A 20,707-nucleotide genomic window follows, 5' to 3' on the forward strand; every position below is an offset into this window, starting at 1 on the left:
GGTCGGCCAAGTCGATCTCGATGCCCGACCGTCGCACCTCGAAGGACTGATCCATGCCCCGCTCGACCTCCCAGCGCCTGGTGCGCCTCATCGCCGTCGCCGTACTCACCTCCGGCATCGTCCTCACCGGCTGCACCACCGCCTCTCCCGGGCCCGCCTCGCCGCCGGCGAGCAGCCCCACAAGCGTCGCCGACCTCCTCGCCGATCACGGCCTGGCCCATCTCGAGGTGACGCAGATCATCGAGCGGCTGGACGCTATGCCCGTCGAGGAGCGCCCCGCCGACCTCATGGCGTCCGTGCGCCCGGACGCCCTGGTCCTCACCGACGGGCAGGAGCGCGAGTCGCGACTTCCGATGCCCGAGGACGAGGTGTACGTCGCGGTCGCGCCCTACCGCGACCAGACGCACGAGTGCTACTTCCACAGCCTGACGACATGCCTGGGCGAGCTCGGTAACGCCGAGGTGCGCATCGTGCTGACCGATGCGGACGGAGACGTCCTGATCGACGAGATTCGCAGGACTTTCGACAACGGATTCGTCGGGCTCTGGGTGCCCCGCGGCATCGAGGCGACCCTCAACATCGAGCACGAAGGCAGTGAAGGCAGCGTGGATCTCTCCACGACGGGACAGGACGACCCGACCTGCATCACGTCGCTGCGTCTGGCCTGATCGTGCCGTCGACGGGCTGCTCGATCAGCGCTCCGCCGCGGTACCTGCGAAGGCCTGAACGCGCACTCCGAGCCGCATCGCTCGTCACTGTCCGGGCATGCGTCGACGTGGGCCCGCGCCGCGCTCAATTGCTCCTGCAGCTCGGTCAGGTTGTGGAGCTGCCGTCTCGACGGCGTCGATCTGCTCGTCCAGCGGCGGCTGCAGGCCGACCTTGACGTCGGTGCAGCCCCCGTCGGCCAGTTCCAGGAGCCGTTCGGATCTCCGGCAGCTCGAGGTCGAGCCGCTTAGCCGAAGCGATGAAGTCGAGACGTTCGAGGTGGCCCGCGTCGAAGTAGCGGTAACCCGTTGGAGCTCCGGGCCGCTCGGAGGATGCCGATGCGCTCGGTGCCGATCGCCTCGTCGACGTCGAAACCCGTCCTCGCGCAGAATCCTGATCAACTTGTCGCGCACTCTGGCCCAGAAGCCGGCGTCGCCCTGCGCCGACATCACCACGGCGGTGTGGCCCTCCATCGAGCCGGCCAGGCTCCGCTCGGCCTGTCGCCGGGCGGCGTCGACGATGAATCCGCGCATCCAGAGCCGGAAGCCGTGGGACGAGTGGCCAGAGGATCTGCCAGCGCACGGCCGAGCGCGTTCACGACACCCATCACGAATCCTTCTCCCTGCCGATGTCCGGCACATCTGATCAGACGCGACCGGGCGTGGAGCTGTTCGCCGTGACGAGGTCGTGCCAATTCATGATCTCTGGCGGAGACCTACCCGATGTCGCGAGCGGCAAGGGGCGAGGCGCTGGCGATGAGCGAAGGACAGCGTGAACTCATCCTCAGCTTGAGGACCGAGCGTCAGTGCGGTTCGCCTGCGGTGAGCGCGGCCACGAGATTGAACGCGCCCGTGAGGACGTTGAGGGAGACGACACCGACGACGTCGGCGATCGCACGGTCGCTGTAGCCGAGCGTGCGGAGTTCGTCGATCTGGGCATCGGTGATGGAGCCCGGTTCGCGGTAGACCTGCAGGCCGAGGTGGATGATCGCCGCGACGGCGGGGTCGGGCGACGCGCCCTGACGGGCACGGTCGATCTGATCCTCCGCGATGCCGAGTGATCGGGCGGCGTGGACGTGGGAGGCCAGGCACAGGCCGCAGCCCTGCTGCGCCTGGACGGCGATGGAGATCAGCTCGCTGACCTTGCGGTCGAGCTTGGCGCGGCGCATGGCCCTGCTCAGCTGCAGGTAGCCGCCGAGGACGGCTGGCGAGTGGGCCATGGTGGACACCATGTCGCCCACAGCGCCGTGGCGCTCGACGAGGTCGCCGAGCAGTTCGCGGGACGCGCCGACGGCGGTCTCGGGGGTCAGCGGGGCGAAGCGGGGCATGGGCTTCCTCCTCGGTGCGCTTCCGGTGCGTGCTTGCCGGTTCAGGAGCGGACGAGCCGGTTGATGGCGTCGCTGGCTTCCTGGAACTTGGCGATGGCCGCGTCCTCGTCGCCGAGCTTGGCGGCGTCGAGGACGCAGTGCTTGAGGTGGTCGTCGAGCAGGCCGGTGGCCACGCCTTGCAGGGCGCGGGTGAGGGCGGAGACCTGGGTGAGGATGTCGATGCAATACTTTTCGTCGTCGATCATCTTCGTAATGCCCCGGGCCTGGCCTTCGATACGCTTCATGCGGTTGCGGTAGCGGTCCTTGTCGCTGATGTAGCCGTGCCGGTGGGCTCCGGTGTCGGTGCCGGTCTCATCGGTTGCAGTTTCGGTGGTCATGGGTGTGTCCTTCACTTCTGGTGCTCCAGGACGGAGCGGGTGCTGGCTTGGGGTGTGAGGTCGATGCGCCGCAGCAGTTGGGCGTTGAGGGCGACGACGACGGTGGACAGGGACATCAGGATCGCGCCGACCGACATCGGCAGCACGAACCCAACGGGTGCGAGGACTCCGGCGGCGAGCGGGACGGAGATGAGGTTGTACCCGGCGGCCCACCACAGGTTCTGCTTCATCTTGCGGTAGGCGGCCCGCGACAGCTGGATGACCGACAGGACGCTGCGGGGGTCGGAGCTGGCGAGGATGACTCCGGCGGAGGCGATGGCGACGTCGGTGCCGGCCCCGATGGCGATGCCGACGTCGGCCTGGGCCAGGGCCGGCGCGTCGTTAACGCCGTCGCCGACCATGGCGACCTTCTTGCCCTCGTGCTGCAGTTGGGCGACCTTCGCGGACTTGTCCTCGGGGCGGACGCCGGCGAAGACCCGGTCGATGCCGAGTTCCTGGCCGACCTCGGCCGCGACGGCCTCGGCGTCGCCGGTGATCATGACGACGTCGACGCCGAGGTGATGGAGCGCGTCGACGGCGTCGCGGGACTCTGGGCGGACCTCGTCGGCGAGCTTGAGACCGCCGATGACCTTGCCGTCGCGGAGGACGTGCAGGATGATCGCGCCCTCGGCCCGCCACGTATTGGCGGCACCGATCTCGTCCTGCGCGGTCTCCTCGAGCAGGCGCGGACCGCCGACGCGGATCTCCTGCCCGTTGACGGTCGCGGTGACGCCGACGGCGGGCGAGGAGGAGAAGCCGCTGGCGGGCTCGAGGGCGAGGCTGCGGTCCTTGGCGGCGGTGACGATGGCCCGGGCGAGGGGGTGCTCGCTGTCGGCTTCGGCCGAAGCGGCCAGGGCGAGGATCTGGTCGGCGTCCAGGTCTCCGATCGGCTCGACGCCGGTGACGGTGGGCTCGCCCCGGGTCAGGGTGCCGGTCTTGTCGAAGAGTACCGCGTCGACCTGGCGCATGGACTCCAGGGCGAGGCGGTCCTTGATCAGGACGCCGCCGCGCGCGGCGCGCTCGGTGGCGATGGCGACGACCAGTGGGATCGCTAGGCCCAGGGCGTGGGGGCAGGCGATGACGAGCACGGTGATGACGCGGATGACGGCGTCGTCGGGGCTGCCGACCAGCGTCCAGACGACTGCGGTGATCAGGGCGGCTCCGAGGGCGAACCAGAACAGCAGCGCGGCGGCGCGGTCGGCGATCCGCTGGGCGCGGGAGGAGGAGCCCTGCGCCTCGGCGACGAGCCGGTTGATGCCGGCCAGCGCGGTGTCGTCTCCGGTGGCGGTGATCTCCACGCGCAGGCCGGAGTCGGTGGCCACGGTGCCGGCGGTGACGTTCTCGCCCTCGCCGCGGGCGACAGGGCGTGATTCGCCGGTGATCATCGACTCGTCCATGTCGGCGCGGCCGTCGACGATGGTGCCGTCGGCGGGGACACTGCCGCCGGGTCGGACGACGACGACGTCGCCGACACGGAGCTCTGCCGGGTCGACCGTGACGACGTCGTCACCCTCGACGCGCTCGGCCTCATCAGGCAGCAATGCAGCCAGGGAGTCCAGCGCCGAGGTGGTCTGGGCCAGGGAACGCATCTCGATCCAGTGACCCAGCAGCATGATCACGATCAGCAGCGCCAGCTCCCACCAGAACTCGAGCTCGTGGTGAACGAGACCGAGAGTGGCGGCCCAGGAGGCGAGGAACGCTACGGTGATGCCGAGCGCGATGAGCAGCATCATCCCCGGCTGGCGGCTCTTCAGCTCGCTGACGGCACCGGTGAGGAACGGTGTGCCGCCCCAGGCGTACATGACGGTGCCGAGCACTGCGGCGACCCAGCCCGCCCAGCTGGGCACCGAGTAGCCCAGGAGCATGGCGAACATGGGGGAGAACGCGACCACCGGGATGGCGATGACGAGGTTGATCCAGAACAGTCGACGGAACTGGCCGACGTGGTCGCCATGGTCCGCATGACCATCATGACCACTGCCGTGATCGCCGTGCCCGGTGTGGTCACCGTGTTCCACGGTGTGGCCTTCGTGCTCGGCGTGCGAGTCGTCAACATGGCCGGACTCGGTGGTCGCGACGCCGTCGTGGTCATGGTGATGGTGATGCGTGGTCGGGTCCGTCATTGCTCTTCGCTTCCCCTCGTTCTTCCCCGGTCTTTCCTTCGATCGGGTCGTATTTCGCCGCGGACCTTGAACGGGCCCGCGGCGACCGGCTCAGGAGGCCAGCTTGATCTCGCTCTCGACGACCCACTTGTGGTTGGTCATGGTCATACCGTCGGACTCGTAGTCGACCATGTAGACGGTCTCGTCGGTGGAGGAGGCGATGGTGGCCTGCGCGCCCTTCATGCCCTCCATGTGCTCGGCCTCGAGAGTGACTTCGGTACCGTCGGCCAGGCGCTGGTCGCCGGCGTCCTTGATCTCCTCCTGCACGACCCACTTGTGGTCCTTGATCGGATCCCCGCCGGTGGTGGGCGTGAAGTTCACCGCGTAGGTGTAGGTGTCGAACGCGCCGACGATCGTGGCATTTGCGCCGTCCATGCCCTCCATGTGGTCGGCGGTGAGCGTGACCTCGGTGCCGGCCGGGTACTTCGGCGAGGCAGCCTTCTCGATGCCCTCTGGGGCGGGGCCGCCGTCCATCGGATGCTCCATCCCGCCGCTGTCAGCACTGCTGCCATTGCTCCCGTGGCCCTCGTGTTGGCTGGTCGACGAGGGGGTCGCTTGGTCCTGGTCTCCTCCGGTGCTGCAGCCAGTGAGCACGAGTGCTCCGCCGAGCACTCCTGCGGCGACGGTGGTCATGAGGCGCTTACGCATAAAGTCTCCTATTCATTCTGGCCCGATCAACATTATACCCCTATGGGGTATCGGTCAAATGTCGATCGACGGGCGTGGAATCGCTCAGTTACGATCCGGTCGACCCGGGGCAACAGCAGTGATGCTGCAGGCCCGGGCCATCGAAGGATCAGGCCATGTTGGCGGCGTACTTGGCGGGGTCGGAGTCGAAGGTCGGTCCGCAACCGGGGCAGCAGAGCCAGTAGCGCTGCCCGTCGTAGTCGCGGAAGAGGCCCTTTTCTTCGGCGTCCTGTTTGTTGACCGGATTGCCGACCATGACGGGGCAGGTTGTCATGCCGTCGCTGCCTTCGACCAGAAGGTTTTCGCGATGGCTGGAATCGGCGGCGGGGTTCTCTGTGCCGGCCGTGCCGCAGCAGCTGGAACCAGCGCTGACAGCTTCCTCGGCGGCGGAGGCCTCGGCCGCGGGGGAGGTGCTGCAGCAGCTGGTGGATGCCTGGTTTTCGTTGTTCATTCTCGGTGGATGCCTTTCGTGTGTTCGGATGATGGTCGGTTCTGCGGCGTCACTGCTTGGCGACGCTGCGGAACCCGCGCAGGCGGAGGCTGTTGCCGACGACGAAGACGCTGGAGAAGGCCATCGCCGCGCCTGCGAGCATGGGGTTGAGCATGCCCAGGGCCGCGACCGGGATGGCCGCGACGTTGTAGGCGAAGGCCCAGAACAGGTTGGTCTTGATCGTGCCGAGGGTCTTGCGGGAAAGCCGGATCGCGTCGACGGCGGCCCGCAGGTCACCGCGCACGAGGGTGATGTCGGAGGCCTCGATCGCGACGTCGGTGCCGGTTCCCATGGCCAGGCCGAGGTCGGCCTGGGCCAGGGCGGGCGCGTCATTGACGCCGTCGCCGACCATGGCGACGACCTTGCCCTCGTCCTGCAGCCGGGTGACGACGTCGACCTTGTCCTTGGGCAGGACCTCGGCGATGACCTTCTCGATGCCGACCTCGGCGGCGATCCTCTTGGCCACGGCCTCGTTGTCACCGGTGAGCAGGACCGGAGTGAGCCCCAGGTCCTTCAGGCCTTGGATCGCTTCGGCGCTGGTGGGCTTGACAGCGTCAGCGACGACGAGAATCCCGCGGGCCTGTCCGTCCCAGCCGACGGCGACGACGGTCTTGCCCTCGTCCTCGGCCTCGGCCTTGGCGGCTGCGACATCGGAGGAGAGGTGCTGGGACCAGTCGGCCAGCAGGGACTCCCGGCCAACGAGCACGCCGCGGCCATCGACGACGCCCTGGACGCCCTTGCCCTCGATGTTGGCGAAATCCTCCGGTGTCGGCAGCTGCCCGACCTCCACGGTCGCGCCCTTGGCGATGGTCTGGGCGATCGGGTGCTCGGAGGCGTCCTCCAAAGCGCCAGCCAGGCGAAGCAGCTCGGTGCGGTCAATGCCCGGCTCGGTGATTGCGTCGACCAGGGTCATCCTGCCGGTGGTGACGGTGCCGGTCTTGTCGAGGACGACGGTGTCGACCTTGCGTGTGGATTCGAGGACTTCGGGGCCCTTGATGAGGACGCCCATCTGCGCACCGCGACCGGTCCCGACCAGTAGCGCTGTCGGTGTGGCCAGGCCGAGGGCGCAGGGGCAGGCGATGACGAGGACCGCGACCGCTGCGGTGAAAGCCGCGGAGACGCCGGATCCGGAGATCAGCCATGCCGCGAGGGCGACGAGCGCGATGGCGACGACGATCGGGACGAACACGCCGGAGATCCGGTCGGCCAGGCGCTGCACGGCGGCCTTGCCGGACTGGGCGTCCTCGACCAGCTTGGCCATCTGCGCCAGCTGGGTGTCCGAGCCGACCCGGGTCGCCCGGACGACCAGCCGTCCGCCGGCGTTCACGGTGGCCCCGGTGACCGGGTCGCCGGCGGCGACCTCGACCGGCACGGACTCTCCGGTGAGCATGGAGGCGTCCACTGCGGATGTGCCGGAGACGACCGTGCCGTCGGTGGCGATCTTCTCTCCCGGGCGGACGACGAATTCGTCGCCGACGGCCAGCTCGGAGGTCGGGATCTTCATCTCGGCCCCATCGCGCAGAACCGAGACTTCCTTCGCGCCGAGCTCGAGCAGGGCGCGCAGCGCGGCCCCGGCCTGGCGCTTGGATCGCTTTTCGAAGTAGCGGCCGGCGAGGATGAACATCGTCACCCCGGCGGCGGCCTCGAGGTAGATGTTGCCCGCGCCGTCGGAACGGGCCAGCGCGAACTCGAAGGGGTGCGTCATGCCCGGCATCCCGGCGGTGCCGAAGAACAGCGCGTACAGGGACCACAGGAACGCCGCCGAGGTCCCCATCGAAACGAGCGTGTCCATCGTCGCGGTGCCGTGCTTGAGGTTGGTCCACGCCGCCTTGTGGAACGGCCAGCCCGCCCAGACGATCACCGGCGCGGCCAGGGCGAGCGAGGCCCACTGCCAGTAGGTGAACTGCAGGGCCGGGACCATCGCCATCGCGATCACCGGGACGGTGAGCACGATCGACCCGATCAGCCGCTGCCTGAGCGAGGTCAGCTCTGGGTCGTCGGCCGGGCCCTCGTCGTCGGCTGCATCGTCTGCCGTCGTGTCCCGGGGTCGGGGGAGCGCGGCGGTGTAGCCGGTCTTCTCGACCTCGGCGACCAGCAGTCCCGGGTCATAGCCCGGCGGGATGGTGACCTTGGCCTTCTCGGTGGCGTAGTTGACCGATGCGGTGACGCCGTCGATCTTGTTGAGCTTGCGCTCGATCCGGTTCGCGCAGGAGGCGCAGGTCATCCCGCCGATCTCCAGCTCGATGCCGGCGTCCGCGCTAGACGGCGCTGGTGCAGTCATCCTCAATCCCTTCTCTCCTCCGGGCACTGCGGCGTCCGGTTCGTGCGCAGCGGCGGTTCCGCCTGCGGTCAGTCGTGCGTGCTCGGCCCCCGTCGCCGTGACGGTCGACGGGGAGCCTGAGCCGCTGGTGGCGAAGTCAGGCGCGCACGGCCGTGTAGCCGGCCTCCTCGACGGCGGCCAGGATCTTCGCGTCGTCGATCTCGCCGGGGCCGGAGACGATCAGCTTGCCGGTCTGCGCGCTGACCTCGACCTCCTCGACGCCGGGGACCTTGCTGACCTCCTCGCGGACCGACATCTCGCAGTGCCCGCAGGTCATACCCGTCACCTGGTACTCGTTCGCAGCCATCGATATCCTCCTCGTTCTGGGTACCCCCGGTGGGTACCGCCACAAGAGCAACCGTATACCCCCCTCGGGTATTCCCGCAAGGCGGGCATGGTTCCTCGTCCGACCATTCCGCCATGTCGGCCGGATACGCCACCGGGGTATGCTTACGATGTGGAGACCGCGACCGAAACCCGCTGCAGCCGACACTGGGTGCAGCTCACCGTCCTCGCGGCGCTACTGATCGCCGGTCTCCTCGGCATGCACGCGCTGGGCGGAGCGGCCGCGGCAGCGTCTGCCTCAATGACGTCGTCGGGTCTCGCGTCCCCCGCCGTGTCCGGCATGAACGGGATGGCCGGCGAGGCGGGCACCGACCCCGTGCCGACGGCGTCCGGTGGGCACGGCCCGGCGCACGGCTCCGACGGCTGCGCGGACGCGATGAGCGGCGGCTCCACGTGCGTCTCCGAACCCACCGGCACGAGCGTCCCGGCGCTGCCGGCCCCCGCCGTTGTGAGCCGGCCCAAACTCGTCCCCGCGGCTGCGCCGATGCCGCCCTCCCAGACCCCTCGCCGGCTCGCGCTGACCCACCTGGAGCTGTCGATCCATCGAACGTGAGCCGCAGCGGCGCGCCCGTCGCAGCGCGCCAGCGACCCATCCCGGCGGCTCCGGCACCTGAGAGCCGCCCCAGCCACGGCGACACGCCCCGGCGCGACGATCCGATCAGGACCCAGCCGGATCGGCAACGAACCCCCGCCGGCCCGTGCACGTCGGCGCTTGCCGTGGCACCGACTCACGATCGACCGCGAAGGACATCTGCACGCATGAACCCGAACCTGAACCGCCGCCAGCTCCTCACCGCCGGCGCACTCGCCCTGACCGCCGCCGGCCTCGCCGGCTGCAGCTCCGCCACCAGCTCCACGACCAGCAAGTCGACCTCGTTCGTCCGACCCGGCGGCCCCGCGGTCACCGCAGCCGAGGCGAAGCGCCGCCGCACCGGAACCGTCGTGCAGCGCGCCCTGACCGCCGAGCAGGTGACCCTCGACCTCGGTGGAAAGACCGCCAAGACCTGGGCCTACCGCGGAGCATCGGCGGCCGAGCCGCTGCGCGGCAACGTCGGCGACACCCTGAAGATCGCCCTCACCAACGACCTCCCCGACCCGACCACCGTGCACTGGCACGGCCTGGCCCTGCGCAACGACATGGACGGCGTACCGAACCTCACCCAGCAGCCCGTCGTGCCCGGGGACTCGTTCGCCTACGAGTTCACGCTCCCCGAGCCGGGCACGTTCTGGTTCCACCCCCACGTCGGCACGCAGCTCGACCGCGGCCTCTACGCGCCGCTGATCATCGACGACCCGCAGGAGAAGGCCGACTACGACCAGGAGTGGGTCGTCGTCCTCGACGACTGGCTCGACGGCGTCACCGCGACCCCGGACGAGGTCCTCGCCGAACTCCAGAAGGGGATGATGGACCACGGCGGCATGGACATGGGGCCGATGCGGATGGGCAACACCCTCATGGGCGCGACCTCGCCGCTGCTCGGCGGCGACGCCGGAGACGTCTACTACCCGCTCTACCTGATCAACGGGAAGCCCGCGAATGACCCGCAGACCTTCACCGCCAAGCCCGGGGATCGAATCAGGCTGAGGATCATCAACGCCGGAGGCGACACCGCCTTCCGCTTCGGCGTCGCCGACCACCAGCTCACCATCACCCACACCGACGGATTCCCCATTCAGCCGCACGAGGCCGAGAGCGTCGTGCTGGGCATGGGCGAGCGCTACGACGCGGTCATCACCGCCGGCGACGGCGCGTTCGCCGTCGTCGCCGAGGCCCTCGGCAAGCAGGACCAGGCCCTCGCCGTGCTGCGCACCGGATCCGGCTCCGCGCCCACGAAGGACGCGAAGCTGCCGCAGACGAAGAGCCCCGCCACGGCGGCCGACCTCAAGGCGGCGAGCAGAGTCGATCTGCCCAAGCGCACCGTCGACCGCACGGTCGCCCTGGAACTGACCGGCGGCATGGAGAAGTACGACTGGGCGATCAACGGCAAGCGCATGGACATGGAGCAGCCGATGCGCAACGCCGTCGCCATCGCCGAAGGGGAGAGGGTCGCCCTCGAGTTCAAGAACTCCACCACCATGTGGCACCCCATGCACCTGCACGGCCACACCTACCAGCACCCCGACGGCGGGCCCCGCAAGGACACCTCGATCGTCCTGCCCGGCAAGACGCTGCGCGTCGAGTTCGAGGCCGACAACCCCGGGAGGTGGCTCAGCCACTGCCACAACCTGTACCACGGGGAAGCCGGCATGATGGCTGCAATCGCCTACCAGGAGAGCTGATTGGGACACGGCACGGTCGGCCGCGCATCCGGAGGGTGCGCGGCCGCCACGGCCGGAACCCCTGAATTGCTGGACAGTCGTGAGGTCGTCCTGTGGATCAGGGCCGACGCGCCGCTTGCCCGATCGAGGGAGGGTCACGCACTCCTTCGACCCATATCTACCCGGCCTCCGGGCGGGAGCGTTGACCGTGCGGCTATTACCGCGCCGACGACGAGTGGCACGCGACCTCGTTCGTGAAGACGTTGCCTCAATTCTGCCGTAGGCGAATGTATCCGTGATAGCCGGCCACATGGCTGGACAGTCGACAGTCCGGGCCGCTCACACTGAGTCCCATCGCGACCGGATCAGGACGCGACTACCTTCGGAAGCCCCTCCAGGCCTATCCACGGAGCGACCGAGCCGGGCTCAGGAGACCGACCCCGGTGATCACACGTACCTGCAGACTTCATCCGGACTGCACTTCTCGGGCTCCGGGCTCTCCGCGTTGTCACGGAGCCGAGTGATGGTGTCGCGCAGCATGAGCAGCTGGGCGATCTGCTGCTCGATGTCGCGCAGGCGCGCGTCGAGCAGGTCTCGGACGTGGGCGCACGGGGCGTGGCCGGCGTCGCGGATGTCCACAATCTGGCGGATCTGGGCGAGCGTGAGGCCGGCAGCCTGGCCGCGGTGGACGAAGTCGACGCGCGCGATTGCGTCCGGCGGGTAGTCGCGGTACCCCGACGACGTCCTGTCGGGCGGGGGGAGCAGCCCCTGCTCTTCGTAGAACCTCAGCGTCTTCGCCGTGGTGCCGGCCGCCTCGGCGAATTCCCCGATCCTCATGGCCTCCTCCATCCGTGTCGCGGCCGCGCTTGACCTTCCCCTGTACTGGAAGGTCCAGTCTGGCGGAGACGGAGCAGAAATCCAAGGACTGACAGGAGCAGCGATGCCTACCAAGTACGACCTCGCCATCATCGGATCCGGAGGCGGCGCGTTCGCCGCCGCCATCCGCGCGACCACGCTCGGCAAGTCGGTGGCGATGATCGAGCGCGGGACCTTCGGCGGCACGTGCGTGAACACCGGCTGCGTGCCGTCGAAGGCGCTCATCGCCGCCGCTGATGCCCGGCATGTTGCCGTAGACGCCTCGCAGCGGTTCCCCGGCATCGCCACGGCCGCGGGACCGGTGGACATGCCGGCGCTGATCGGCGGGAAGCAGGACCTCGTCGAGGGCTTGCGGGGTGAGAAGTACGTGGACGTCGCCGAGTCGTACGGCTGGCACGTACGGCAGGGCGAAGCCGCGTTCGCCGGCACCCCTGAAGCGCCGGTCCTCGAGGTCAGGTCTGCCGAGGGCGCTGTCGAGACGATCGAGGCCGCCCGGTACCTGGTCGCCACAGGCTCACATCCCTGGGCCCCGCCGATCGACGGGCTGGAGGAGGCCGGGTACCTCACCTCCACGACGGCGATGGAGCTGACCGAGGTCCCCGAGTCGCTGCTGGTGCTCGGCGGCGGATACGTGGCGCTGGAGCAGGCCCAGCTGTTCGCCCGCCTCGGATCGAATGTCACCCTCCTGGTGCGCTCCCGGCTGGCCTCGAAGGAGGAGCCGGAGGTGTCCAAGGCGCTGGCCGAGGTCTTCGCCGACGAGGGCATCCGGGTGGTCCGCCGAGCGGTCCCGACCAGCGTGGCTCGCAGCGCCGACGGGAAGGTCATCGTGGCCGCCGACGTGTCCGGCGGTTCGCAGGAGTTCCGCGCCGACCAGCTCCTGGTCGCGCTCGGCCGACGGCCCGTGACCGATGCCTTGAACCTGAAGGCGGTGGAGGTCAAGACCGGTGACTCCGGGCAGATCGTGGTCTCCGACCAGCTGCAGTCCTCGAACCCCCGGATCTGGGCCGCCGGCGACGTGACCGGGCACCCCGAATTCGTCTACGTCGCCGCCCACCACGGCACTCTGGTCGCCGAGAACGCCTTCGCCGACGCCGAGAGGTCGGTGGACTATGCCCGGCTGCCGCGAGTGACGTTCACTGGGCCTGCGATCGGCGCGGTCGGCATGACCGAGAAGCAGGTCCTCGACGCAGGGATCCGCTGCGACTGCCGGGTGCTGCCGCTGGAGTACGTGCCCCGCGCGCTGGTGAACCGGGACACCCGCGGGTTCATCAAGATGGTCGCCGACGCGGACACCGGCGAGATCCTCGGCCTCACCGCCGTCGCCAAGGACGCCGGAGAGCTCGCCGCTGCCGGAGTCCACGTGCTCGGCAAGACCGTCGCGGAGGTCGCCGACGCCTGGGCCCCCTACCTGACCATGGCCGAGGGCATCCGGATCGTGGCCAAGGCTTTCACCGCCGACGTCTCGAAGCTGTCCTGCTGCGCCTGACCGGCTTCGCACCCCGCGCCCGCCCGACATCAGATCTGAAGAAGCCCGCACGCTCCGCCCCCAGGTCAGCGCGCGATCGCCGAATCAGCTCGACCGATCCGTGCACACCGGTCCCGATCACAGGCTGCTCGCCGGCGACCCGATCACGGCCAGCCAGCTCGCCGCAATCGCCGCGGCGGCTCAGGCAATGAGCGCCTTGGCGGCGGCAGCGAGGGTATCGATGGTGGGCCGGTAGTAGGCCCAGCGGCCGCGCTGCTCGCGCTCGACGAGCCCGGCCTCGACGAGCAACTTCATGTGATGGGAGACGGTCGGCTGGGAGAGGCCGACCGGCTCGGTGAGGTCGCAGACGCACATCTCGCCCTCGCTGCTGCCGGCGATCATCGACATCAGCTTGACCCTGGTCGGGTCGCCGAGGGCCTTGAACACCTTGGCCAGGTCCTGGGCGACCGCGTCGTCGATCGTCTCGCCGAGGACGCAGCACGGCGCGACATCGGTCGTGGCTTCGATGGCCGGAGATGTGCTCATGCCTCCATTGTGCCCCACGCATTGACATCTGTCGATACGTGAGGCACGCTCGATTCATCGAAGAACGTCAATGTATGGAGGTCGAAGTGAATCCCACTGTCGTCATCGGGGCCGGTCCGCAGGGCCTGGCCGCCGCCGCCCACCTGCTCGAGCGCGGGCTCGAGCCCCTGGTCCTGGAGTCGGGCGACGGCCCGGCGTCGGCCGTGGCCGAGTGGAAGCATGTCCGCCTGTTCTCGCCGTGGTCGGAGCTCATCGACCTTGCGTCTCGCCGCCTGCTCGAGCCGACCGGTTGGAGCGCACCCGAGACCGGCTACCCGACCGGGGGCCAGTGGATCGAGGGCTACCTCGCCCCGCTGGCCGAAGCGCTGGGCGACCGCGTCCGGTACGGCGCGCGCGTGGTCGGCGTGGGCCGGAAGGGCCGCGACCTCTCCGTCGACGCCGGCAGGGCCGCGCAGCCCTTCGTCGTGCACGTCCGCCGCGTCGACGGAGAGGAGGAGAGGCTCGAGGCCAGCGCCGTCATCGACGCCTCCGGCACCTGGCGGGCACCGAGCCCGGCGGGCGCGGACGGCTTGCCGGCCCTCGGCGAACTCGCCGCCGTCGAGGCGGGGCTCCTGGATCACCGCACGCCGAGCCGCGACGAGGCGGCCACGCTGGCCGGCAAGCACGTCGTGGTCGTCGGCAGCGGGCACTCTGCCGCGACCGCCATCGGCGACCTCGCCACGGTCGTTCGCCGCGACCCCGCCACCCGGGTGACCTGGGCCCTGCGCCGCGGTGCTGTCGGCAACGCCTTCGGCGGCGGGGCCGCCGACGAGCTGCCCGAGCGAGGCGCACTCGGCCAGCGGGCGAAGAAGGCCGTCGAGGACGGCCTCGTCACCGGCTTCCGCACCGAGCAGGTCCTCGTCGATGACGGCCGGGTCGTCTTGGTGGCTGAGGACGGCCGTGAGCTCGCGCCCGCGGACCGAGTCGTCGTCGCGACCGGGTTCCGCCCGGACCTGTCCTTCCTCTCCGAGGTTCGTCTCGACCTCGACGTGCGCCTGCAGGCCCCGGCGAGGCTTGCCGCCGAGGTCGACCCGAACGTCCACTCCTGCGGATCGGTGCGCGCCACGGGAGCCGCCGACCTCGCCCACCCGGAGCCCGGCTTCTACATCGTCGGCGCGAAGTCCTACGGCCGCGCCCCGACCTTCCTGGCGATGACCGGCTTCGAGCAAGTCCGCAGCGTCGTCGCCGAGCTCGCCGGCGACCACGAGGCGGCGGCCCGCGTGGAGCTCGAGCTGCCCGACACCGGCGTGTGCGGCGGGTCTGGCCTGTTCGACGCCCCGGAGCAGGCGTCGTCCGGCGGCTGCTGCGCGCCCGCGCCGCAGCTGGTCCAGATCGGCACGAGGACCGAGGGATGAGCCGCGGACGACTGATCGTGGTCGGCGGTGGGCAGTCTGGCCTCGCCGCAGCCCGGGCCGGCCGTGACATGGGCTGGGAGCCCGTCGTCCTGGAAGCCGGCCCGGAACCGGTCGGGTCGTGGCCGCGCTACTACGACAGCCTGCGCCTGTTCTCCCCGCGCCGGTACAGCGCCTTCCCTGGCCACCCGTTCCCCGGCGACCCCAACGGCTACCCGGGCCGCGACGAGGTCGTCGAGTACCTGCGCGGCTACGCCGACCGGCTCGGCGTCGAGGTGCGGACCAATGCCCGCGTCATCGACGTCGCTACCGACGGCCCGGCGTTCGCGGTAGAGCTGGTCGACGGGAGCAGCCTGGTCGGCGACGCGCTCATCGCCGCCTCCGGTTCGTTCGGCAATCCCCACGTGCCGACGATCCCCGGCCGGGAGGCATTCGAGGGCCGGGTCCTGCACGTGGCCGACTACAGATCCCCGGAGGAGTTCGCCGACCAGCGGGTCGTGGTCGTCGGCGCGGGCAACTCCGCCGTGCAGGTGGCCCACGAGCTCGCCGAGCACGCGGAGACGTCTCTGGCGGTGCGGGACCGGGTCCGGTTCGCGCCGCAGGTCATCGCCGGCCGCGACCTGCACTGGTGGCTGCGCCTCACCCGCGCCGACTTCCTTCCCCCGACGGTCCTCGGCAAGCTCGTCACCGGCACCCCCGTGATCGGTACCGACAAGTACAAGAGGGCGCTGGAAGCCGGGAGGCCCGATCAGCGGCCCATGTTCACCGCGTTCTCCCCCGACGGGGTCGTGTGGCCCGACGGCTCGCGCGAGGAGGTCGACTCGGTGGTGTTCGCGACCGGCTACCGGCCGCACCTGCCCTACCTGCGCTCCCTCGGCGTCCTCGACCGGGCCGCCGCGCCGAGGCACGACCGCGGCGTGGCGACTTCGCTGCCAGGGCTGGGATTCCTCGGCCTGGAGTTTCAGCGGTCGTTCTCCTCGAACACGCTGCGCGGGGTCCACCGCGACGCCCGGTACGTCGTCGACGCCCTGACGAGGCAGCCGCGGGGCGTGACCGTTGCCTGAGCGCGCCCCTCGGCCGTCGCTGGGCGTTGTGCTGGCGGCGCTGTGCGTGACCGAGATCGTCTCCTGGGGGCTGCTCTACTACGCCTTCCCGGTGCTCGCCCCGCTGATCAGCGCCGACACCGGCTGGTCCACGGTGGCCGTCACCTCGGCATTCTCGGCGGTCCTGGTCGTCTCGGCGCTGGCCGGGGTGCCGGTCGGCCGGGTCATCGACCGGCACGGGCCGCGGCGGATCATGACGGCGGGCTCGGTCCTCGGCGTCGTGGCCCTCGTCGTGATCGGCACGGCCCCGGTCCTACCAATCTTCGTGATCGGGTGGGTGATCGCCGGAGCGGCGATGGCTGGGGTGCTCTACCCGCCGGCGTTCGCCGCGGTCACCGGCTGGTTCTCGGCTCGCCGCCTGGGGGCGCTGGCCACTCTGACGCTCGTTGCGGGCCTCGCTTGCACCGTGTTCGCGCCGCTGACGGCGACGGTCGGCGAGCACCTGGGCTGGAGGGCGACGTACCTGTGGGCGGCCGCCGCCCTCGCCGTCGTCACGGTGCCCGCGCACTGGCTCCTCCCGCGCCGCCCCTGGCCCGCGCGGGAGCGCGCCGAGGAGCCCGTCGCCGACCGGGTGCACTCCGCCGAGGTGCTGCGCAGCGCGCGGTTCTGGCTGCTCACGGGCGGTCTGACGGTGATGTCGCTGGCGATGTACGCCTGTCTGCTGGCCCTGGTCCCGCTCATGCTCGAGCGCGGCCTCGGCACCGGGACGGCCGCCTGGGTGCTGGGGCTCGGGGGCGTGGGGCAGGTCGCCGGCCGCCTCGTCTACACCGGCCTGGCGCACCGGGCCTCCTTGACCGCGCGCACCGCCGTCGTGTTCGTCCTGGTGACCGCGAGTACGCTCGCCCTGGCCGTGGTGCCGGGCCCGGTCCGCCTGCTGGTCGCGGCGTCGATGCTCGCGGGAGTCGGGCGCGGGATCGCGACGCTGCTGCAGGCGACCGCGGTCACCGACCGCTGGGGGCCGCGCGCCTACGGCCGCCTCTCCGGCGTCCTCGGCCTCCCGGTCCTGCTGGCCGCTGCCTTCGCTCCGTTCGCCGGGGCCGTGCTCGCCGATCTGACCGGGAGCTATGCGAGGACGTTCGCCGTCCTGACAGCGCTGGCCGCCGTCGGGACCGTGCTCATGATCGCCAGCACGCGCACGAGGGCCCAGCGCCCGGCCGAGGCCGCGGCGGCGTCCCGGACGGCGTGACCCTCAGACCGCGGACGGCACGGCGAGGTCGGCGGCCAGACGGCGCACCCTCTCGGCGAGCTCCTCGCGGACCAGGCGCATCCGCTCATCGCCCTCGATCCCTCGCGCCGAGGGCTCGTCGAGCGTCCACGTCTCGATGGTGCCGACCATCCCCGGGACGGGCTCGACGACGGCCTCGTCGCCGATGACGACGACGCGATCGACCGCGCGCAGCAGCTCGGGGTCGATCGGCTTCGGGCGTTCACCGTCCATGCTCGCCCCGACCTCCGCGACCGACGCGGCGGACAGGACGTTGAGCGCCGTCCCGGGTGCCGTGCCCGCGGAATGGACCTGGACGGAGCCGCCAGCGATCTGCCGCATGAGGGCGGCGGCCATCTGGGATTTGCCGGCGTTCTTGACGCAGACGAACAGCACCGACGGCACGTGCTCGTCCACCGGGCCCAGCAGCTCGCCGACCAGCTGCTCGATTCGGGCCCTGATCTCGTCGCGGATCGGCCGGACGGCCTCGATGCCCTGCCCGGCGGGGTCATCGAGCTTCCAGTCCTCGTACCGCTTGCCGGGGAAGAACGGGCACGTGTCGCCGCAGCCCATGGTGATGACGACGTCGGAGTCCTGCACGGCCTCGGAGGTGAGGACCTTCGGCTGCTCGGCGGCGATGTCGATGCCGACCTCGGCCATGGCCTCGACGGCGACCGGGTTGATCTGCTCGGCGGGGATCGACCCTGCCGACCGCACCTCGACGCGGTCGCCGGCGCGGTGGCGCAGGAAGCCCGCGGCCATCTGGGAGCGGCCGGCGTTGTGGACGCAGACGAACAGGACGGACAGCTTCTTCTCGTTCATGGGGTGTTCCTTCGTTCAGTCGGCGGTGAGGCGGTCGAGGAGACCGCGGACGCGGGCCTCGATGTCGTCGCGGATCGCGGCAGCGCCCTCGGGCGAGGCCAGCGCCGGGTCGCCGACGGCCCAGTCCTCGTAGCGCACGCCCGGGACGACCGGGCAGACGTCGCCGCAGCCCATCGTCACGACGACGTCGGCGGCGCGGACGGCGTCGTCGGTCAGCGGCTTCGGGAACGCGGCCTCCGCCGCGTTGTCGCCCTCGATCTCGGCGAGCAGCGAGCGCACGTGCGGGTGCACGTCGGCCGCGGGCGTCGACCCGGCCGAGCGGGCGACGACCGCGCCGCCGGAGAGCCGGTTGACCAGGGCCGCGGCGAGCTGGGAGCGCCCCGCGTTCGCGACGCACACGAACAGCACCTGCGGCGCTGCCGTGCCCCGGTCGCGCACGAGGTCGGCCAGCCGCTGCCGGGCGAAGCGCTCGGTCAGCGGGATCAGGTGCCCGGTGAGCTTGGCCGAGCGCACGAGCCCGGCGTAGGACTCGCGCACCACCTGGACCACCAGGTCGCGGCTGACTCCCGCGGTCGCGTCGGCGAGCTCCTCGGCCAGCCGGTCGACCCGGGCGTCCATCGCGGCCAGCGCTGCGGCACGCGACCCAGCCTCGTCCTCGGCTGACGACGTCTGCGCGGCCGCGGGCGCGAACGCGTCGAGCAGCGCGGTCACCGCGCCCCGCCGCTGCGGCGCGATGCGGTACCAGACCCAGGTGCCGCGCCGCTCGGAGGCGAGCATCCCGGTCTCCTTGAGCACCTTCAGGTGGTGCGAGACCGTCGGCTGGGAGACGTCGGCGAGCTCCGCGAGGTCGCACACGCAGGACTCGCCGCGCGGGTCGGTCGCGATCGCGGAGAGCATCCGCAGCCGCAGCGGATCGGCCAGCGCCTTCAGCGCCCCGGCCACGGTCGTCGCGGCCTCCGCGCCGATGGCGTGGGTCGTCGACGGCGAGCATGCCTCGGCGTCGGGGATGGTGGCAGCGCCGGTCATGATGTCCTCGATTCGGCGGCGTACGGATCGGTGCGGAACCACGCCTTCGCGGCCCAGAGGGAGACGTAGACGAGGCCCACGAGGACCGGGACCTCGATGAGCGGGCCCACGACGCCGGCCAGCGCCTGGCCGGAGGCTGCCCCGAAGGTCCCGATGGCGACGGCGATCGCGAGCTCGAAGTTGTTGCCCGCCGCGGTGAACGCCAGCGTCGTCGACCGCGCGTAGCCAAGGCCGATGCCCCGTCCGAGCAGCATCGCGGCCAGCCACATGACGGCGAAGTAGACGAGCAGCGGCAGCGCGATCCGCGCGACGTCGATCGGGTTCGACGTGATCGCCTCGCCCTGCAGGGCGAAGAGCAGCACGATCGTGAATAGCAGGCCGTAGAGCGCCCACGGACCGACCTTCGGGAGGAACCTCTCCTCGTACCACCCACGCCCGCGTCGCTTCTCGCCGATCCACCGGGAGGCGAAGCCGACGAGAAGCGGCACGCCGAGGAAGACGAGGACGTTGAGCGCGATCTGGCCCACCGACACCTCCAGCCCCTGCGAGTCCAGGCCGAGCCAGCCCGGCAGCACCGCGAGGTAGAACCAGCCCAGGAGCGAGAACGCGACGACCTGGAACACCGAATTGATCGCCACCAGCACCGCGGTGGCCTCCCGGTCGCCGCAGGCCAGATCGTTCCAGATCACCACCATGGCGATGCACCGCGCCAGGCCGACGATGATCAGCCCCGTGCGGTACTCGGGCAGATCGGCGAGGAAGATCCACGCGAGGGCAAACATCACGGCCGGGCCGACGAGCCAGTTGAGCACCAGGGAGGAGACCAGCAGCCGCTTGTCCCCGGTCACGGCGGCGACCCTGTCGTAGCGGACCTTCGCCAGCACCGGGTACATCATCACCAGCAGCCCGAGCGCGATCGGCACCGAGACCCCTCCGACCTCGAGCCGGGAGAGCAGGTCCGAGACACCAGGGACAACTCGGCCGAGCAGGAGGCCCGCGACCATGGCGAGGCCGATCCACGCGGGCAGCCACCTATCCAGGGCCGACAGTCGTCGGGTCACAGGGGGTGCGGCGATCGCTGCTTGATTCGACATGGTTCTATATTGAGGTCTGTCGATGCAGAGCGCAAGTCGGGCAGGCGATCGTTCGTCGAACGTTCATCTGAAGACGGCTGTCCGGCCAAGTCGTGTAGACATCACCTCCTCGGGACGCGACGAGGCCCCCGCGACCATGCGCGAGCCAAGGTCCAGAACATTATCTAGAGGGATGGGCGTCCAAGGAGGGCGTCATGTGGGTGGCCGGCAGGTGTTGAAGATCTGGAGGAGCGCCGGGCCGGAGCAGCTCACGTCGCCGCCGCGGCCGAATGCCTCCGTTGATGCACCCGGACCACCCGGCGGCTCACCTCAGTATCATGAACTTCAACGCGTCCTGCCCTGCTGGACTGGGAGTGCGAGTCGAGTGCGTGTTCAATCGCGAGTCGACTGGCGATTCGACTCGCTGTACATAGATGTATCAATCGTGCCGAGTCGGGCTACTTCGAACGCGGGCTTGCCGCGTACGGCC

20 protein-coding genes and 1 pseudogene are annotated in these 20,707 nt (G+C 70.4%); 7 read left to right on the forward strand and 14 right to left on the reverse strand.

The window, feature by feature from the left end; all coding sequences use genetic code 11:
• Window positions 1-53: 53 nt before the first annotated feature.
• Window positions 54-668, forward strand: coding sequence for a CueP family metal-binding protein (locus tag ACQBAU_RS07320; RefSeq protein ID WP_434550129.1), 615 nt, complete (start codon window positions 54-56; stop codon window positions 666-668).
• Window positions 669-752: 84 nt separating this feature from the next.
• Here ACQBAU_RS07320 and ACQBAU_RS07325 read toward each other — a convergent pair whose 3' ends face one another.
• The 8 genes from ACQBAU_RS07325 to ACQBAU_RS07360 form a co-directional block, all read right to left on the reverse strand.
• Complete coding sequence (locus ACQBAU_RS07325; protein WP_434550128.1) at window positions 753-1,238, reverse strand: hypothetical protein; 486 nt, start codon at window positions 1,236-1,238, stop codon at window positions 753-755.
• 269 nt (window positions 1,239-1,507) lie between these two features.
• A complete protein-coding gene (locus ACQBAU_RS07330) occupies window positions 1,508-2,032 on the reverse strand; it encodes a carboxymuconolactone decarboxylase family protein (RefSeq protein ID WP_434550127.1) in 525 nt (174 codons plus the stop codon).
• A 41-nt stretch (window positions 2,033-2,073) separates the two neighbouring features.
• Complete coding sequence (locus ACQBAU_RS07335) at window positions 2,074-2,409, reverse strand: metal-sensitive transcriptional regulator (protein ID WP_434550126.1); 336 nt, start codon at window positions 2,407-2,409, stop codon at window positions 2,074-2,076.
• An 11-nt stretch (window positions 2,410-2,420) separates the two neighbouring features.
• A complete protein-coding gene (locus ACQBAU_RS07340) occupies window positions 2,421-4,571 on the reverse strand; it encodes a heavy metal translocating P-type ATPase (protein WP_434550125.1) in 2,151 nt (716 codons plus the stop codon).
• Between the two features lie 90 nt (window positions 4,572-4,661).
• Window positions 4,662-5,084 carry a YdhK family protein gene (locus tag ACQBAU_RS07345; RefSeq protein ID WP_465259475.1) on the reverse strand — a complete coding sequence of 141 codons (423 nt, stop codon included), beginning with the start codon at window positions 5,082-5,084 and terminating at the stop codon, window positions 4,662-4,664.
• Between the two features lie 322 nt (window positions 5,085-5,406).
• A complete protein-coding gene (locus tag ACQBAU_RS07350) occupies window positions 5,407-5,748 on the reverse strand; it encodes a hypothetical protein (RefSeq protein WP_434550123.1) in 342 nt (113 codons plus the stop codon).
• A 49-nt stretch (window positions 5,749-5,797) separates the two neighbouring features.
• The gene (locus tag ACQBAU_RS07355; RefSeq protein WP_434550122.1) at window positions 5,798-8,068 is read right to left on the reverse strand and encodes a heavy metal translocating P-type ATPase; all 2,271 of its coding nucleotides are present in this window, start codon (window positions 8,066-8,068) and stop codon (window positions 5,798-5,800) included.
• Window positions 8,069-8,204: 136 nt separating this feature from the next.
• The gene (locus tag ACQBAU_RS07360) at window positions 8,205-8,414 is read right to left on the reverse strand and encodes a heavy-metal-associated domain-containing protein (protein ID WP_434550121.1); all 210 of its coding nucleotides are present in this window, start codon (window positions 8,412-8,414) and stop codon (window positions 8,205-8,207) included.
• A gap of 150 nt (window positions 8,415-8,564) precedes the next feature.
• On the opposite strand from ACQBAU_RS07360, the gene ACQBAU_RS07365 reads away from it, so the two are divergent.
• Complete coding sequence (locus ACQBAU_RS07365) at window positions 8,565-9,005, forward strand: hypothetical protein (protein WP_434550120.1); 441 nt, start codon at window positions 8,565-8,567, stop codon at window positions 9,003-9,005.
• 206 nt (window positions 9,006-9,211) lie between these two features.
• Window positions 9,212-10,732 (forward strand): multicopper oxidase family protein, encoded by a 1,521-nt coding sequence (locus ACQBAU_RS07370; protein WP_434550119.1) that lies wholly within the window; start codon window positions 9,212-9,214, stop codon window positions 10,730-10,732.
• Between the two features lie 426 nt (window positions 10,733-11,158).
• Here ACQBAU_RS07370 and ACQBAU_RS07375 read toward each other — a convergent pair whose 3' ends face one another.
• Entirely contained in the window at window positions 11,159-11,548 is a 390-nt protein-coding gene (locus ACQBAU_RS07375) for a heavy metal-responsive transcriptional regulator (RefSeq protein ID WP_434550118.1), read from the reverse strand.
• Between the two features lie 103 nt (window positions 11,549-11,651).
• Here ACQBAU_RS07375 and merA point away from each other — a divergent pair, with 103 nt between their 5' ends.
• Window positions 11,652-13,073, forward strand: coding sequence for a mercury(II) reductase (merA, locus tag ACQBAU_RS07380; protein ID WP_434550117.1), 1,422 nt, complete (start codon window positions 11,652-11,654; stop codon window positions 13,071-13,073).
• Between the two features lie 180 nt (window positions 13,074-13,253).
• On the opposite strand, the gene ACQBAU_RS07385 is transcribed toward merA, so the two are convergent.
• A complete protein-coding gene (locus ACQBAU_RS07385) occupies window positions 13,254-13,598 on the reverse strand; it encodes an ArsR/SmtB family transcription factor (protein ID WP_434550116.1) in 345 nt (114 codons plus the stop codon).
• Window positions 13,599-13,636: 38 nt separating this feature from the next.
• Here ACQBAU_RS07385 and ACQBAU_RS07390 point away from each other — a divergent pair, with 38 nt between their 5' ends.
• Genes ACQBAU_RS07390 through ACQBAU_RS07400 form a run of 3 tightly spaced genes read left to right on the forward strand, consistent with a single transcriptional unit; the run spans window position 13,637 to window position 17,278 of the window.
• Complete coding sequence (locus ACQBAU_RS07390) at window positions 13,637-14,992, forward strand: NAD(P)-binding domain-containing protein (RefSeq protein WP_465259476.1); 1,356 nt, start codon at window positions 13,637-13,639, stop codon at window positions 14,990-14,992.
• Window positions 14,989-16,053: a flavin-containing monooxygenase gene (locus ACQBAU_RS07395; protein WP_465255784.1), complete on the forward strand. Its 1,065-nt coding sequence runs from the start codon at window positions 14,989-14,991 to the stop codon at window positions 16,051-16,053. The genes ACQBAU_RS07390 and ACQBAU_RS07395 overlap by 4 nt, the downstream gene beginning before the upstream one ends.
• Before the next feature lie 46 nt (window positions 16,054-16,099).
• Complete coding sequence (locus tag ACQBAU_RS07400; protein WP_434550113.1) at window positions 16,100-17,278, forward strand: MFS transporter; 1,179 nt, start codon at window positions 16,100-16,102, stop codon at window positions 17,276-17,278.
• 3 nt (window positions 17,279-17,281) lie between these two features.
• On the opposite strand, the gene ACQBAU_RS07405 is transcribed toward ACQBAU_RS07400, so the two are convergent.
• The 4 genes and pseudogenes from ACQBAU_RS07405 to arsB form a co-directional block, all read right to left on the reverse strand.
• Window positions 17,282-17,653: an arsenate-mycothiol transferase ArsC gene (locus ACQBAU_RS07405; RefSeq protein ID WP_465259501.1), complete on the reverse strand. Its 372-nt coding sequence runs from the start codon at window positions 17,651-17,653 to the stop codon at window positions 17,282-17,284.
• A gap of 69 nt (window positions 17,654-17,722) precedes the next feature.
• Window positions 17,723-18,118 (reverse strand): annotated as a pseudogene (locus ACQBAU_RS07410) (arsenate reductase ArsC); the annotation flags it as partial.
• A gap of 15 nt (window positions 18,119-18,133) precedes the next feature.
• Window positions 18,134-19,144: a metalloregulator ArsR/SmtB family transcription factor gene (locus tag ACQBAU_RS07415; protein WP_434550112.1), complete on the reverse strand. Its 1,011-nt coding sequence runs from the start codon at window positions 19,142-19,144 to the stop codon at window positions 18,134-18,136.
• The gene (gene arsB, locus ACQBAU_RS07420; protein WP_434550111.1) at window positions 19,141-20,238 is read right to left on the reverse strand and encodes an ACR3 family arsenite efflux transporter; all 1,098 of its coding nucleotides are present in this window, start codon (window positions 20,236-20,238) and stop codon (window positions 19,141-19,143) included. The genes ACQBAU_RS07415 and arsB overlap by 4 nt, the downstream gene beginning before the upstream one ends.
• Window positions 20,239-20,707 lie beyond the last annotated feature (469 nt).

The organism is Carbonicoccus niuqiaonis, assembly GCF_050157065.1.
Lineage (GTDB): Bacteria > Actinomycetota > Actinomycetes > Propionibacteriales > Propionibacteriaceae > Avipropionibacterium.

Excerpts from the sequence above, each read along its gene's own strand:
- ACQBAU_RS07320 (WP_434550129.1), top strand. The coding sequence starts at position 54 with ATGCCCCGCTCGACCTCCCAGCGCCTGGTGCGCCTCATCGCCGTCGCC.
- ACQBAU_RS07325 (WP_434550128.1), bottom strand. The coding sequence starts at position 1,238 with ATGCGCGGATTCATCGTCGACGCCGCCCGGCGACAGGCCGAGCGGAGC.
- ACQBAU_RS07330 (WP_434550127.1), bottom strand. The coding sequence starts at position 2,032 with ATGCCCCGCTTCGCCCCGCTGACCCCCGAGACCGCCGTCGGCGCGTCC.
- ACQBAU_RS07335 (WP_434550126.1), bottom strand. The coding sequence starts at position 2,409 with ATGACCACCGAAACTGCAACCGATGAGACCGGCACCGACACCGGAGCC.
- ACQBAU_RS07340 (WP_434550125.1), bottom strand. The coding sequence starts at position 4,571 with ATGACGGACCCGACCACGCATCACCATCACCATGACCACGACGGCGTC.
- ACQBAU_RS07345 (WP_465259475.1), bottom strand. The coding sequence starts at position 5,084 with ATGGACGGCGGCCCCGCCCCAGAGGGCATCGAGAAGGCTGCCTCGCCG.
- ACQBAU_RS07350 (WP_434550123.1), bottom strand. The coding sequence starts at position 5,748 with ATGAACAACGAAAACCAGGCATCCACCAGCTGCTGCAGCACCTCCCCC.
- ACQBAU_RS07355 (WP_434550122.1), bottom strand. The coding sequence starts at position 8,068 with ATGACTGCACCAGCGCCGTCTAGCGCGGACGCCGGCATCGAGCTGGAG.
- ACQBAU_RS07360 (WP_434550121.1), bottom strand. The coding sequence starts at position 8,414 with ATGGCTGCGAACGAGTACCAGGTGACGGGTATGACCTGCGGGCACTGC.
- ACQBAU_RS07370 (WP_434550119.1), top strand. The coding sequence starts at position 9,212 with ATGAACCCGAACCTGAACCGCCGCCAGCTCCTCACCGCCGGCGCACTC.
- ACQBAU_RS07375 (WP_434550118.1), bottom strand. The coding sequence starts at position 11,548 with ATGAGGATCGGGGAATTCGCCGAGGCGGCCGGCACCACGGCGAAGACG.
- merA (WP_434550117.1), top strand. The coding sequence starts at position 11,652 with ATGCCTACCAAGTACGACCTCGCCATCATCGGATCCGGAGGCGGCGCG.
- ACQBAU_RS07385 (WP_434550116.1), bottom strand. The coding sequence starts at position 13,598 with ATGAGCACATCTCCGGCCATCGAAGCCACGACCGATGTCGCGCCGTGC.
- ACQBAU_RS07395 (WP_465255784.1), top strand. The coding sequence starts at position 14,989 with ATGAGCCGCGGACGACTGATCGTGGTCGGCGGTGGGCAGTCTGGCCTC.
- ACQBAU_RS07405 (WP_465259501.1), bottom strand. The coding sequence starts at position 17,653 with ATGGCCGCCGCCCTCATGCGGCAGATCGCTGGCGGCTCCGTCCAGGTC.
- ACQBAU_RS07415 (WP_434550112.1), bottom strand. The coding sequence starts at position 19,144 with ATGACCGGCGCTGCCACCATCCCCGACGCCGAGGCATGCTCGCCGTCG.
- arsB (WP_434550111.1), bottom strand. The coding sequence starts at position 20,238 with ATGTCGAATCAAGCAGCGATCGCCGCACCCCCTGTGACCCGACGACTG.